The sequence below is a fragment of the Enterobacter sp. B79-1 genome (assembly GCF_057444735.1).
In genome coordinates, this window is sequence record NZ_JBYAZJ010000001.1 from 94,601 (window position 1) to 107,906 (window position 13,306).

Here is a 13,306-nt window from a genome sequence, read left to right on the forward strand (position 1 = left end):
TATGGCAATTGTTGACCTTAACCAGCTCGCCGCGCCCGATGTCGTGGAAGTGCTGGATTATGAGAGCATCCTGAGCGAACGCAAGGCAACGCTCGTCTCGTTATACCCCGAAGAACAACAGGAGGCCGTCGCGCGCACCCTGACGCTCGAATCAGAGCCGATTGTTAAGCTGCTGCAGGAAAACGCCTACCGGGAAGTTATCTGGCGACAGCGCGTCAACGAGGCCGCGCGTGCGGTCATGCTGGCGTATGCAGAAGATGCCGACCTTGACCAGATAGGCGGAAATTATAACGTCGAGCGCCTCGTCATCACGCCTGCAGACGACACGACATTACCGCCGACGCCTGCTGTGATGGAATCGGACACCGACTACCGGCTGCGCATTCAACAGGCTTTTGAGGGACTGAGTACCGCAGGCTCAACCGGCGCATATCAGTTTCATGGCCGCAGCGCTGACGGGCGTGTCGCGGATATTTCCGTCATCAGTCCCGAGCCTGCGTGTGTGACCGTGTCGGTGCTGTCGCGTGAAAATAACGGCGTGGCCTCTGACGAGCTGCTCGCCATCGTGCGCACTGCGCTTAACGACGAGGACGTCCGGCCGGTTGCCGACCGCGTGACCGTGCAGTCAGCAAAAGTTGTCGACTATAAAATCACCGCGTCGCTTTACCTTTACCCCGGCCCCGAAAGCGAGCCGGTGCTCAGTGCGGCAAAAGCAAAGCTGCAGGCGTATATCACCGCGCAGCACCGGCTCGGGCGTGACATCCGTAAATCTGCCATCTATGCAGCGCTTCACGTCGAGGGGGTGCAGCGCGTCGAACTGGCCGCGCCGGTGGCCGACATCGTTCTCGATGAGACTCAGGCGTCATGGTGCACCGAGTACAGCGTGACCATCGGGGGTAACGATGAATGACACCCGACTGTTGCCGGTGGGCTCGTCACCGCTTGAGGTTGCCGCCGCGCGTGCCTGCGCAGAAATCGAAAACACCCCCGTTCCCCTGCGCCGTCTCTGGAGCCCTGACGACTGCCCGGCAAACCTGCTGCCGTGGCTGGCGTGGGCGTTTTCCGTCGACCGGTGGGATGAGAGCTGGCCGGAGGACACAAAGCGGGAAGTCATCCGCGCGGCGTGGTTTATCCACGCGCACAAGGGGACGATTGGCGCAGTGCGCCGCGTGGTGGAGCCGCTCGGCTATCTGATTAACGTCTCTGAGTGGTGGGAGACAAACGACCCGCCCGGCACGTTTCGCCTCGATATCGGCGTGCTGGAGACGGGCATTACCGAGGAAATGTACTACGAAATGGAGCGGCTTATTGCCGATGCAAAGCCCGCCAGCCGCCATTTAATTGGCCTCAATATTATTCAGGATATCCCCGGCTACCTCTACACCGGCGCTCTGTCCTATGACGGCGACATCATCACGGTTTACCCCGGATAAGTGAGAGCACAATGACAGTGAAATACAAAACGGTCATCACCAAAGCCGGTGCAATCAAACTGGCTGCAGCGACCCTCCCGAACGGGAAAAAGGTGAACCTGACGGCGATGGCCGTGGGTGACGGTAGCGGCACGCTGCCGGTGCCTGACCCGAACCAGACAAAACTCGTTAAAGAGGTCTGGCGTCACGCGCTGAACAAAATCAGCCAGGACAAAAAGAATAAAAATTATGTCGTGGCGGAGCTGCTTATCCCGCCGGAGAACGGCGGTTTCTGGATGCGAGAGCTCGGGCTCTATGATGACACCGGCACGCTGATTGCGGTCGGCAATATGGCCGAAAGCTACAAGCCAGCGCTGGCGGAGGGGTCAGGCCGCGCGCAGACCGTGCGTATGGTTATCATGGTGAGCGACATCGAGTCAGTCGAGCTGACGATTGATACCACAACGGTGATGGCAACGCAGGACTACGTCGACGACAGGCTCGCGGAGCATGAGCAGTCCCGCCGCCATCCTGACGCCACGCTCACCGCAAAGGGCTTTACTCAGCTAAGCAGCGCGACCGACAGCGCGTCAGAGAGCGTCGCAGCGACACCGAAAGCGGTTAAGACGGCGTATGACCTTGCGAAAGGGAAATACACGGCTCAGGACGCCACCACGGCGCAAAAGGGTATCGTCCAGCTCAGCAGTGCGACAGACAGCACGTCTGAGAGCGTCGCAGCGACGCCGAAAGCGGTTAAGGCGGCGTATGACCTTGCGAAAGGTAAGTACACGGCTCAGGACGCCACCACGGCGCAAAAGGGTATCGTCCAGCTCAGCAGCGCGACCGACAGCACGTCTGAGGCGCTGGCAGCGACGCCGAAAGCCGTTAAAGACGCAAACGACAATGCTAACGGGCGGGTACCGTCAGGGCGTAAGGTCAATGGCCGGGCGCTGAGTGCCGATATCAATATTACCGCGCAGGATATCTTTAACGGTCAGGCTGTGGGGATTGGTAATGCTGAGGACTTAAACGCCTACAGCACGCCGGGGCTGTATTACCAGCCAGCAAACGCGCAGGCGCAAACCGGGAAAAACTACCCTGAGACTGCTGCAGGCTCACTTGAGGTTTATAAACATGCAGGTATTACGCAGATTTACCGTCTCTATAACAGTTCTCGCGCCTACATCCGCTCGTTATATAGCGGAACGTGGACAGCCTGGATAAAGCAGTATGACGCGGCCAATAAACCCACTCCTGCAGATATAGGAGCACTAGCCAGTAATGGTAACGCAGTATCAGCCACTAAATTACAGACGTCACGCACGATTGGTGGCGTAGCCTTTGACGGAACGGCGAACATTAATTTGCCGGGGGTGAATACCGGCGGGAACCAGAGCACGACAGGTAATGCGGCCACTGCAACCAAACTACAGACCGCGCGCACGATTGGTGGCGTTGCCTTTGACGGAACGGCGAACATTAATTTACCGGGGGTGAATACTGGCGGGAACCAGAGCACGACAGGTAATGCAGCCAGTGCAACCAGATTACAAACCGCACGCACTATTGCAGGCGTGTCATTTAACGGCACGGCAAATATCGCGATCCCTGCAGGTAATGTAGGCGCTTACACGAAAGCCGAATGTGATGCGCGATATGGGATTGTCAACGGTATCCGCCGGGGTGGTCAGCAAATCCGAAACCCGACTGATACATGGTTTGATAACTGGGAATCACCTGCTGGCTGCGTAGTGACGGGAATTCAAATGAACGGCAGAAGTGATGGCCGAAAACTCGGTGTTTATTTCCGTCAAATGCAGTATCTGAATAAACAAACTGGCGCATGGGTTAACCTTGGGGATTAGATATGGATACGTTTATTAATCCAGTTATTTATAAATATGAACATGCTGAAATAAACGGCGTAATGCGTACCGGACTCTATTTTCAGGATGTGCATGGCCGGGACTGGTATGAAACCTTAACGGGCTGGAAAGGCGCGGTCTCTCTGGATGATGACGGGATTGTCATCGCTTATGAAAAGGATGTTTCGTATATGGGTATGGAGGAAGGGCGCGATGTCTATGAGGTCGAGCCCCTGAACGTGCCAGATGATGTGTCAGGGAATTTCAAATACGCGGACGGCGTTTTTTATGATATCCGGCCTGATGCGGCAACGCTTGCCGAACAAACACAAAAGCAGCTCATTGAGGATGCGGGGCTCACCATTTCCGTTCTGCAGGGTGCCGTCGATGAGTCGATGGCTACTGATGCTGAAAAGGCCAGTTTATCGGCGTGGAAGAGATACCGGGTATTACTATACAGGGTTGATACCAGTAAGCCCGAAGATATTGCATGGCCTGAGCCACCCTCGAAAAGCTAATAAAAAACCCGCGTTAAGCGGGTTTAGTCGTAGGGGCATTCTTCATAGTCATTTTCTGTTTCATCACCGGCAAACAGTCTGAGCCAGCAAAAGCCAAAGAGACACCATGCAGTCAGACCACCAACAATCCAGAGTAAAATCGTCATTCTCGCTCCCTCGTTAATGGCGCAACGATAGCGACAATATCCCTTCATTGATAATGGTTATCGGCGATCAATTCCCCCTGATTGATCGCTGAAAACGATCAATCATCTTTCCGCACGCCCCGGCCGCTCGCTGCCCGTTGTGCTGTCACTCCTCCAACGGCATTACGTTTCGCACACCTCGTGCACAACAGAAAATAGTTGCACCCCTTAACCACGGAGTTATACGGATGAGCGACTATCATCACGGCGTCGAGGTCATCGAGATTAACGATGGCACGCGCACCATTTCCACCGTCTCGACGGCCATCATCGGCATGGTCTGCACGGCCAGCGATGCTGACGACGTAACATTCCCGCTTAATGAGCCGGTGCTGATTACCAGCGTGCAGAACGCTATCGGTAAGGCCGGTAAACTTGGCACCCTGTCAAAATCCCTGCAGGCCATTGCCGACCAGTGCAAGCCGGTCGTTGTGGTTGTGCGCGTTGCCGAAGGTATCGACGACCCGGAAGACCCGGAAGCGGCGCAGAAAGAGACCATTTCCAACATCATCGGCACGACTGACGAAAACGGCAAATACACCGGGCTTAAGGCGCTGCTGGCTGCAAAAACCGTCACCGGCGTTAAACCGCGCATTCTCGGCGTGCCGGGGCTGGATTCTCAGGAAGTGGCGACCGCGCTCGCGGCAACCTGTCAGAGCCTGCGCGCGTTTGGCTATATCAGCGCATGGGGCTGCAAAACCATTTCTGAAGCCATTGCCTACCGCGAGAATTTCAGCCAGCGCGAGTTGATGGTCATTCACCCTGATTTTCTGGCATGGGACACCACGGCGAACGATACCGATATTGCATGGGCGACCGCCCGCGCGCTCGGCCTGCGTGCCAAAATCGACCAGGAGACCGGCTGGCACAAAACGCTGTCTAACGTCGGCGTGAATGGCGTCACCGGCGTCAGCGCCTCGGTCTCGTGGGATTTGCAGGAGAAAGCCACCGACGCAAACCTGCTTAATCAGGCCGGTGTCACCACGCTTATTCGTAACGACGGCTTTAAATTCTGGGGCAACTGTACCTGCTCAGATGATCCGCTTTTCATGTTTGAAAACTACACCCGCACGGCGCAGGTACTTGCCGACACGATGGCGGAGGCGCACGCGTGGGCGATTGATAAACCCGTCACCGCAACGCTTATCCGCGACATCGTCGCCGGTATGAATGCGAAATTCCGCGAGCTGAAAAACAACGGTTATATCGTTGACGGCTCCTGCTGGTACGACCCGGAGTCAAACAGCGTGGAAACGCTCAAGGCGGGGAAACTGTATATCGATTACGACTACACCCCCGTCCCGCCGCTGGAAAACCTGACCCTGCGCCAGCGCATCACCGATACCTATCTGGCGAACCTGTCAGACTCGGTCAACAGCTAAGGAGCCCAGAGCATGGCGTTACCACGCAAACTGAAATACCTGAACATGTTTAACGACGGTCTCAGCTACATGGGCGTCGTTGAATCCGTCACCCTGCCAAAGCTGACCCGCAAGCTTGAGAAATACCGTGGCGGCGGGATGCCGGGCTCGGTGTCGATTGACCTTGGCCTCGATGACGATGCGCTGTCGCTTGAGTGGACGCTGGGCGGTCTGCCTGACGTCGAGCTGTGGGCGCAGTATGCGTCACCGGGTGCGGACACCGTCCCGCTGCGTTTTACCGGCTCATACCAGCGCGATGACACCGGCGCAATTTCTGCCGTTGAGGTGGTCATGCGTGGCCGTCATAAAGAGTATGACGGCGGCGAAAACAAACAGGGCGAAAGCGGCACGACCAAAATCTCGACCGAGTGCACTTACTACCAGCTCACGATTGACGGCAAAGAGGTCATCGAGATTGACGTCATCAACATGGTGATGAAAGTCGACGGCGTCGACCGTCTGGCGGAGCACCGTAAGGCCATCGGCCTGTAACCCCTTAACCGGTCAGTCAGGCTGGCCGGTCACTTAACTTTGACGAGACCAACATCATGGAAAACATCAACGAAACCGAAAACTCAAACATTGTGATCCTCGATAACCCTGTCATGCGCGGTGAGCAGAAAATCGAACAGGTGACCGTTACAAAACCCAACGCGGGAACCCTGCGCGGTGTGAGTCTGGCCTCGCTGGCAAATTCTGACGTCGATGCGCTGATTAAGGTGCTGCCGCGCATGACTTACCCGGCGCTCACCGAGCATGAGGTTACGCGTCTGGAAGCGTCAGACCTGATTTTGTTCGCCGGTAAGGTGGTCGGTTTTTTGTCGCCATCTTCGGCTCGCTGACGTTCCCCGATAACCTTTCGGTCGATGACCTGATGGCGGATATCGCGGTGATTTTTCACTGGCCGCCATCAGAGCTGAATTCCCTGAGCGTGACCGAGCTCATCACATGGCGCGATAAGGCGCTGCAGCGAAGCGGAAACCACCATGAGCAATAACGTCAGACTTGAGGTGCTGCTTAACGCAGTAGACCGGGCAAGCCGACCGCTCAAAGCTATCCAGAACGCCAGTAAATCCCTTGCTGGCGATATCCGCACTTCTCAAAATACCCTGCGCGATCTGAATGCGCAGGCGTCCCGAATTGACGGATTCAGGAAAGCGAGCGCACAGCTTGCCGTGACCGGTCAGTCGCTTAACAAAGCTAAACAGGAGGCTGCAGCGCTGGCCGTCCAGTTTAAAAACACGCAGAACCCCACAGCCGCGCAGGCGCGCGCGATGGAGGCGGCAAAGAAATCCGCCGCTGACCTGCAGCTCAAATATAACGGGCTCAGGCAGTCGGTACAGCGCCAGCGCACTGAGCTCGCGCAGGCTGGCATAAACACCCGCACGCTGTCGGCGGATGAGCGCCGTCTGAAATCCAGCATCAGCGAAACAACCGCGCAACTTAACCGGCAACGTGATGCACTGGCGCGCGTCAGTCAGCAACAGGCCAGACTCAGCGCGGTAAAAAGCCGCTATGAATCCGGGCAACAGCTCGCAGCCGGTGCGCGTAATGCCGGGATGGTGGGTGTCGGGGTGGCGACCGCCGGGCTTTATGGTGCGTCACGCTTTATTGCGCCGGGTATCGGTTTTGATAAGCAGATGTCAGGCACGCAGGCGATCCTCGGGCTCGATAAGGGCGACGATAAGCTCGCGGCCATTCGTCAACAGGCGCGAGATATCGGTGCGACAACCGCCTTTTCGCCGGGTGATGTAGCGCGCACGCAGACCACGCTCGCACGCTCGGGCTATAACGCCGATGACGTGCTGGCTGCGACCGGTTCGACCGTAAACCTGAGCCTCGCGGCCGATGTGGATATCGCAGAAGCCGCCGACATTATCACTAACATGCAGTCGGCATTTAACCTGCCGACCACCGAGATTGAGCGCGTCGCGGATGTGATGACGAAAGGCTTTACGTCATCAAACACCGGCCTCGTCGAGCTTGGCGAGGCGATGAAATATGTCGCGCCAATTGCTGAGGCTGCAGGTGCGAGCATCGAAGACACGACCGCCATGCTCGGCATTCTGGCTGATAACGGGATTAAAGGCTCGATGGCCGGGACGGGCGCGAGTGCCATTTTCAACCGTCTGCAGGCTCCTATGGGTAAGGCCGTTGAGGCCATTTCAGAATTAGGCGTGAAAACCCGCGACGGCAAAGGGAACATGCTGCCGGTCGAGAAAATCCTCAAAGATATTCACAAGTCCTTTGCGAAAAACAAGCTCGGCACCGCGGAGCAGGGCGAATATCTGAAAGTCATCTTTGGTGAGGAGGCCATGAAGGGGGCGATTAAACTCGTCGCCGCTGCCGGTGATGGCTCGCTCGATAACAAGCGCCAGCAAATCCGCGACTCAAAAGGCACGACCGAGCGCATTGCGAAAATACAAACGGATAACCTCGACGGCGATCTGAAAAACCTGCAGTCAGCATGGGAAGACCTGCAGATTGAGGTTTTCGAAAAAGAAGACTCAGCACTGCGTCGCCTGACGGTTTCCGCGACCAACTGGCTCGGCAAGGTGGCCGCGTGGGCGAAAGCTAACCCTGAACTGACGCAAACCCTGTTTAACCTTGTCGCCGGTGGGCTGGTGCTGGTTGGGGTGCTCGGCGGGATTGGTCTGATTGCATGGCCTGTCATCGCAGGAATAAACGCGATTATCGCTGCTGCTGGCATGCTGAGCGTCGTTTTCACTACTGCCGGAAGTGCCATTATCGCAGCATTAGGGGCAATCAGTCTGCCGGTGGTCGCGGTGGTCGCTGCCGTGGTGGCCGGTGCGCTGCTCATCCGTAAATACTGGGAACCCATCAGCGCTTTCTTCTCAGGCGTGGTGGAGGGGCTTAAAGCGGCCTTTGCGCCGGTGGCTGAAATCTTTGCCCCGCTCGCGCCGGTGTTTGACTCCATCATCGAAAAACTGCGCGGGGTCTGGCAGTGGTTCACTGACCTGATAGCGCCGGTTAAAGCGACGCAGGAAACGCTCGACCGCTGCAAAAATGTCGGGGTGGCGTTTGGTAAAGCGCTGGCCGATGCGCTGATGTTACCGCTCAAAAGCTTTAATACCTTGCGCACCGGCGTTAACTGGCTGCTGGAAAAGCTCGGGGTTATCAATAAAGAATCGAGCGATCTCGACCAGAAGGCCGCAAAAGCTAATGCCGCCACCGGGTCGCAAAATGGGTCTTATATCCCGGCAACGTCTGTCTATGGGGGTTATCAGGCATATCAGCCGGTGACGGTTCCTGCCGGAAAGACCTATGTTGACCAGAGCAAACCTGAATATCACATCACTTTACAGGGGGGCGTCGCCCCGGGCAGTGACCTCGACCGCCAGCTCAGGGAGGCCGTCGATAAACTCGACCGGGAAAATCGTGCGCGCCAGCGCTCAAGTATGCGCCATGACTGATGAGGGCTAGAGCATGTTAATGGTACTGGGTTTATTTGTATTTGAGCGCCGAACGCTGCCGCATCAGTCGATGCAGTATTCGAAGGACTACCGCTGGGCGTCTAACGACCGCATCGGCAAACCACCGGCCTATCAGTTTCTCGGGGAGGGGGAAACCTCGCGTACGCTCTCGGGCGTGCTTTACCCCGAAATCACCGGCGGTCGCCTCTCACTGACCGCCATCGAGCTGATGGCCGACGAGGGCAGGGCGTGGCCGCTGATTGACGGAACGGGCATGATCCACGGCATGTATGTCATCGATAAAGTGACCCACACGCACAGCGAATTATTCAGTGACGGCGCGGCCAGAAAAATCGAGTTTAGCCTCTCGCTGAAACGGGTCGATGAGTCGCTCGCGGCGATTTACGGCGACCTGAAAACGCAGGCCGACAATCTGGTGACGTCTGCCGGTAACTGGCTGGGAGGGCTGGCGGGATGATTACGGGTATGAATATTCAGGCCGGGGCGCAGATTGCCCCGGCGTTTATGCTGACGCTCGATGGCGATGATATCACGCAGAATTTCAGCGACCGGCTAATCAGCCTGACCATGACGGACAACCGCGGATTCGAAGCCGACCAGCTCGACATCGAGCTCGATGACAGCGACGGGCTTGTCGAGTTGCCGCCGCGCGGTGCAAAGCTGACGCTGTGGTTAGGCTGGCAGGGATCCGCCTTGCTGAATAAAGGGAGTTTCACGGTCGATGAAATCGAGCACCGGGGCGAGCCTGATACGCTCACCATCCGGGGGCGCAGCGCTGATTTTCGCGGGTCGCTTAATTCACGCCGGGAACAGTCATGGCATGACACCACGCTCGGGGTCATTGTGGAGACCATCGCTGCACGCAACAAGCTGACGGCCAGCGTGGCGGATACGCTGAAAGCGATCTCCGTGCCTCACATTGACCAGACGCAGGAATCTGACGCGGTATTTCTGGCGAGGCTGGCGGAGCGCAACGGCGCATCTGTCGCGGTGAAGTTTGGGAAATTGTTATTCCTGAAAGCCGGTAGTGCGGTGACGGCCAGTGGTAAGCCTATCCCGCAAATGACCGTAGAGCGAGGCGACGGCGACCGGCATCAGTTCGCCATCGCTGACCGGGAAGCCTACACCGGCGTCACGGCAAAATGGCTGCACACCAAAGACCCGAAGCCGCAAAAGCAAAAGGTGAAGCTCAAACGCAAACCAAAGGTACAGCACCTGCGCGCGCTGCAGCATCCGAAAGCGACCAAAACCACGGCAAAGGCAAAAGCCAAAAAAGAGCAGGAAGCGCGCGAGGGTGAGTACATGGCCGGTGAGGCTGACAACGTGCTGGAGCTAACGACCATCTACGCGACTAAGGCGCAGGCCATGCGCGCCGCTCAGGCGAAGTGGGACAAACTGCAGCGCGGCGTTGCGGAGTTTACAATCTCGCTGGCGATTGGCCGGGCAGATTTATTTCCTGAAACGCCGATCGCGGTGAAAGGGTTTAAGCGCGTCATAGATGATCAGGCGTGGATAATCAGCCGGGTGGTGCATAACCTCAACGGGAACGGCTACACAACGGGCTTAGAGCTTGAGGTTAAGGTTTCGGATGTGGAGTACGAAAGCGAAGAATTAACGCAGTGATATATCTTTAACTGTTTGTTATATAAGAATAAAGTGAGTAAAATTAACGCATCGGAAATTAAATGAGGTGCTCGCCATGTTTCACTGTCCAAAATGCCATTTCGCCGCTCACGCCCGCACAAGTCGCTATTTTACTGACACGACCAAAGAGCGGTATCACCAGTGCACAAACATCAACTGCAGCGCGACGTTTGTGACCACAGAAACGGTCGAGCGCTTTATCGTATCACCGGGGGTTGTAGTGCCAGCGCCGCCTCATCCGACATCTTCAGGACAGCAGCAAATCAATTGGATGTAAAAGTCTAAGCCCCTTAATTAAGGGGGCTTAATTAAACTGATTATAAACAGATGCGTATCAATGCTTATTTATTCTAAAAAGTATGGTGAACTAGCTTTGCTTGGGTTTCATAGTCGTCAGATTTTATGACTGGGAATAGATGATTTCTGTCCATTACAGATAATGGACCTGTTTGCTTAAGTACAAGGTAAGACTTCTCTATTTTGAAAGAATCGTTAGTGATGATTGGGATTTTTATTTGATTATATTCATAAGAGTCAATGTTTTCATTGAGTTGAGGTGGTGTGGAGATGTATTTTTTAAAATTGGATTTTAACTCATCAATATTATCATATAGCTTATACCAAGCTATCGTTTTTAATTCGTTTTGTGAGGCGACAGTCATTAACCTCATTTTGTTAGAGGTGAAGTAAGAACAAAGTATTTTTTCGTCAATTACAGGTATTCCCTCAAATTCATGGCCAACAAAAATGCTACTGCTGTTCAATATACATTGAGCAATATTGTATTTTTTGTTAGTATCATACTGCCAGTTTAGTCTTTCAAATATAGCCTCGAGGTTTTCTTCAAGGAATTTTGTTTTTCTGACAATTTGCTCTCCTGCGTGCTGGAGAACTTCGGATGTTCGATATTTTGAGATTGCAGAGTCTGTAGTTACTATTGACTTAGCTTCGCCAATAATAATCATGTCATCAATTCTTGCTAATAAATCAATTTCTTCCTCACTACCATTTATTTTCATTCTTTTTGATATGGCATCGTTGTAGTCGAGAATAAGTTGATTGCCTTTGAGAGAGTTGTTAAATTTCTCTATAATTTTTTTTTCATAAATGTATCCTTTTTCACCTAGATCTATTTTGAAAGTATCAACCCAGTGTTCGACTATTCTAAGTAGCACAGGAGAAGTTAATGCACTCACAATTATTGCAAATTTATTATTACTAACTTTGATTAAGGGTTGGCACCATAAATCATTGGTGGGTGATGGTTTAGATGTAAGAAATTCTGTAATTTTTGATATTTTGTGTGCTTCAATTCCTGTTGCATCACATAAAGCACGTTCTAATGAAGTTGCTTGTACAGTTGGGCAAAACTCTCTTAATTTGTTGACGTTCTGGGCGCTGTCGTCGTCTGGGTACTTGTGACTTGTATCGTAAGCCATCAACATTAAACACCTCATAACTTCTAATGCTTCAGTTAAGCAAAAATCTTGTCCAAAATTATCATTTAACCATGGTTCAGGAAGATAAGATTTAAGTTCATTTTCCCGGAGTCTCCAAAGCGTATTCGAAATCAATAATCCCTCGTCTGCATTGAGGATCGGTAAAGTTACCGCAGTGCGTTTTTTATTTTCTTTTCTTATAACTATGTATTTATCGTTTTTAAACAAGGCTTGTACGCGTTTTTCTCGAGCTGTTATGACGCTTTGACCCGCGATTCTTTCTTTTCGATTTGCACTTGTAAGAAATGCAGTTTCATATTTATTGTTTGGTTGTTTAATTATGAAATGCTTCGCATCACGATCAACCTCAATCAACTCATAGTTTGACCAGATTATGCACTGCCAAAAATGTGTGTATGTCCAATAAAGTTGGGATAGCATGTGTTCTTGTTGAATAAATGACATTTCTTCAATTGGTTGAATAGACGTTGTGATTTTATTTCCCTTCTCCATGTTGCTTATGCATTCTCTTATTGCTAATTGGACTCCATCCACTGCTCCATGAAAAATTTCACCCAGACCTAGCTCATTTCCTGCGATGCTCGACTTTAGTAAAATTGATTGTGCATTTGAAACTTGCGAGTTCATAGCTAACTTTAATGCAACAGATGTAGTCCTGTTAGAAATGGCTACATAAGAAAGTAATAGTTTTTCATATGAAGTTTTAGGAGCGCGCTGGTAATTTGCGGCCAGCTTTTCTCTAACCTCATTCAGGAGACTATTAATTATAATGCCTGTGGTATAGACTGTCTTGTCTCTTTCTGAGGCTGTGGACGCAATTTTCTCCCATTCTTTTTCCCATTTATCTAAAGAGAAATCAGCTCGAGTTGGGGCTTTAATTTTGTTTTTTATAACTTTCTCGGTAAAGGTGTTAATTGTATTTGAGGACATGTCTATTTTTTCTCAGATGAATTCGTGTGGGGGTTGCTAATTATGACGATTGACAACATGTACCATAATTAATCTTAATAAAATTTTAATTTTAAATTAAATATCTTACTGCTGAAGCAATCTATAAAATATAAATTTTAAAAGATCTATTTTACGCGCCTTATGTTTGCTCGGCAACTACTACCTACTAACTTAAGTGGGTTTAACTTCAAATATATAAACGAAGAATCTGGTATTCAAAAGTTGTTAGAAGCCCGCAAAAACTGGGCTTCAAGTATCGATGTGGTCAATATGTGGACACTTTATGAAATAAATCCTTTTATTTCATTGGGTTGAAGCGTTTAAAAAGTCTCCTGAGGGAGCCTTTTTGATACCCTTGACAATGCTCTGTCATTTAGTTGTATAGTACAACTAAA

Annotated in this window: 14 protein-coding genes; 12 read left to right on the plus strand and 2 right to left on the minus strand. The window is 52.4% G+C overall.

All coding sequences use genetic code 11. The annotated features are described in order from the left end of the window. Position 1: 1 nt before the first annotated feature. Genes AC2T6E_RS00485 through AC2T6E_RS00500 form a run of 4 tightly spaced genes read left to right on the plus strand, consistent with a single transcriptional unit; the run spans position 2 to position 3,795 of the window. The gene (locus tag AC2T6E_RS00485) at positions 2-910 is read left to right on the plus strand and encodes a baseplate assembly protein (RefSeq protein ID WP_486690175.1); all 909 of its coding nucleotides are present in this window, start codon (positions 2-4) and stop codon (positions 908-910) included. After that, the gene (locus AC2T6E_RS00490; protein WP_058686971.1) at positions 903-1,433 is read left to right on the plus strand and encodes a phage tail protein I; all 531 of its coding nucleotides are present in this window, start codon (positions 903-905) and stop codon (positions 1,431-1,433) included. The genes AC2T6E_RS00485 and AC2T6E_RS00490 overlap by 8 nt, the downstream gene beginning before the upstream one ends. A gap of 11 nt (positions 1,434-1,444) precedes the next feature. Continuing rightward, the gene (locus AC2T6E_RS00495; RefSeq protein ID WP_486690177.1) at positions 1,445-3,277 is read left to right on the plus strand and encodes a tail fiber protein; all 1,833 of its coding nucleotides are present in this window, start codon (positions 1,445-1,447) and stop codon (positions 3,275-3,277) included. Between the two features lie 2 nt (positions 3,278-3,279). Then, on the plus strand, positions 3,280-3,795 hold the full coding sequence (locus tag AC2T6E_RS00500; RefSeq protein ID WP_486690179.1) for a tail fiber assembly protein: 516 nt from the start codon (positions 3,280-3,282) through the stop codon (positions 3,793-3,795). Between the two features lie 23 nt (positions 3,796-3,818). Here AC2T6E_RS00500 and AC2T6E_RS00505 read toward each other — a convergent pair whose 3' ends face one another. Beyond that, complete coding sequence (locus tag AC2T6E_RS00505) at positions 3,819-3,941, minus strand: hypothetical protein (protein WP_255303433.1); 123 nt, start codon at positions 3,939-3,941, stop codon at positions 3,819-3,821. A 227-nt stretch (positions 3,942-4,168) separates the two neighbouring features. Here AC2T6E_RS00505 and AC2T6E_RS00510 point away from each other — a divergent pair, with 227 nt between their 5' ends. The 8 genes from AC2T6E_RS00510 (at position 4,169) to AC2T6E_RS00545 (ending at position 10,777) form a co-directional block, all read left to right on the plus strand. Continuing rightward, positions 4,169-5,362 carry a phage tail sheath protein gene (locus AC2T6E_RS00510; RefSeq protein WP_486690182.1) on the plus strand — a complete coding sequence of 398 codons (1,194 nt, stop codon included), beginning with the start codon at positions 4,169-4,171 and terminating at the stop codon, positions 5,360-5,362. A 12-nt stretch (positions 5,363-5,374) separates the two neighbouring features. Further along, on the plus strand, positions 5,375-5,893 hold the full coding sequence (locus AC2T6E_RS00515) for a phage major tail tube protein (protein ID WP_032666293.1): 519 nt from the start codon (positions 5,375-5,377) through the stop codon (positions 5,891-5,893). A gap of 56 nt (positions 5,894-5,949) precedes the next feature. Further along, positions 5,950-6,243 (plus strand): phage tail assembly protein, encoded by a 294-nt coding sequence (locus tag AC2T6E_RS00520; protein WP_063214425.1) that lies wholly within the window; start codon positions 5,950-5,952, stop codon positions 6,241-6,243. Positions 6,244-6,275: 32 nt separating this feature from the next. Continuing rightward, positions 6,276-6,398 carry a GpE family phage tail protein gene (locus tag AC2T6E_RS00525; protein ID WP_032658721.1) on the plus strand — a complete coding sequence of 41 codons (123 nt, stop codon included), beginning with the start codon at positions 6,276-6,278 and terminating at the stop codon, positions 6,396-6,398. Beyond that, positions 6,388-8,835, plus strand: coding sequence for a phage tail tape measure protein (locus tag AC2T6E_RS00530; protein WP_486690185.1), 2,448 nt, complete (start codon positions 6,388-6,390; stop codon positions 8,833-8,835). Before AC2T6E_RS00525 ends, AC2T6E_RS00530 begins: the two co-directional genes overlap by 11 nt. A 13-nt stretch (positions 8,836-8,848) precedes the next feature. After that, positions 8,849-9,313, plus strand: coding sequence for a phage tail protein (locus AC2T6E_RS00535; RefSeq protein WP_032658712.1), 465 nt, complete (start codon positions 8,849-8,851; stop codon positions 9,311-9,313). Next, positions 9,310-10,479, plus strand: coding sequence for a phage late control D family protein (locus tag AC2T6E_RS00540; RefSeq protein WP_486690188.1), 1,170 nt, complete (start codon positions 9,310-9,312; stop codon positions 10,477-10,479). Before AC2T6E_RS00535 ends, AC2T6E_RS00540 begins: the two co-directional genes overlap by 4 nt. A gap of 76 nt (positions 10,480-10,555) precedes the next feature. After that, positions 10,556-10,777 (plus strand): DNA-binding transcriptional regulator, encoded by a 222-nt coding sequence (locus AC2T6E_RS00545; RefSeq protein ID WP_180260804.1) that lies wholly within the window; start codon positions 10,556-10,558, stop codon positions 10,775-10,777. 73 nt (positions 10,778-10,850) lie between these two features. Here AC2T6E_RS00545 and AC2T6E_RS00550 read toward each other — a convergent pair whose 3' ends face one another. Next, on the minus strand, positions 10,851-12,890 hold the full coding sequence (locus tag AC2T6E_RS00550) for a hypothetical protein (protein WP_486690191.1): 2,040 nt from the start codon (positions 12,888-12,890) through the stop codon (positions 10,851-10,853). Positions 12,891-13,306 lie beyond the last annotated feature (416 nt).

Bases quoted from the DNA above. Each gene is read 5' to 3' on its own strand.
- AC2T6E_RS00485 (WP_486690175.1), top strand. From the start codon at position 2: ATGGCAATTGTTGACCTTAACCAGCTCGCCGCGCCCGATGTCGTGGAA.
- AC2T6E_RS00490 (WP_058686971.1), top strand. From the start codon at position 903: ATGAATGACACCCGACTGTTGCCGGTGGGCTCGTCACCGCTTGAGGTT.
- AC2T6E_RS00495 (WP_486690177.1), top strand. From the start codon at position 1,445: ATGACAGTGAAATACAAAACGGTCATCACCAAAGCCGGTGCAATCAAA.
- AC2T6E_RS00500 (WP_486690179.1), top strand. From the start codon at position 3,280: ATGGATACGTTTATTAATCCAGTTATTTATAAATATGAACATGCTGAA.
- AC2T6E_RS00505 (WP_255303433.1), bottom strand. From the start codon at position 3,941: ATGACGATTTTACTCTGGATTGTTGGTGGTCTGACTGCATGGTGTCTC.
- AC2T6E_RS00510 (WP_486690182.1), top strand. From the start codon at position 4,169: ATGAGCGACTATCATCACGGCGTCGAGGTCATCGAGATTAACGATGGC.
- AC2T6E_RS00515 (WP_032666293.1), top strand. From the start codon at position 5,375: ATGGCGTTACCACGCAAACTGAAATACCTGAACATGTTTAACGACGGT.
- AC2T6E_RS00520 (WP_063214425.1), top strand. From the start codon at position 5,950: ATGGAAAACATCAACGAAACCGAAAACTCAAACATTGTGATCCTCGAT.
- AC2T6E_RS00525 (WP_032658721.1), top strand. From the start codon at position 6,276: ATGGCGGATATCGCGGTGATTTTTCACTGGCCGCCATCAGAGCTGAAT.
- AC2T6E_RS00530 (WP_486690185.1), top strand. From the start codon at position 6,388: ATGAGCAATAACGTCAGACTTGAGGTGCTGCTTAACGCAGTAGACCGG.
- AC2T6E_RS00535 (WP_032658712.1), top strand. From the start codon at position 8,849: ATGTTAATGGTACTGGGTTTATTTGTATTTGAGCGCCGAACGCTGCCG.
- AC2T6E_RS00540 (WP_486690188.1), top strand. From the start codon at position 9,310: ATGATTACGGGTATGAATATTCAGGCCGGGGCGCAGATTGCCCCGGCG.
- AC2T6E_RS00545 (WP_180260804.1), top strand. From the start codon at position 10,556: ATGTTTCACTGTCCAAAATGCCATTTCGCCGCTCACGCCCGCACAAGT.
- AC2T6E_RS00550 (WP_486690191.1), bottom strand. From the start codon at position 12,890: ATGTCCTCAAATACAATTAACACCTTTACCGAGAAAGTTATAAAAAAC.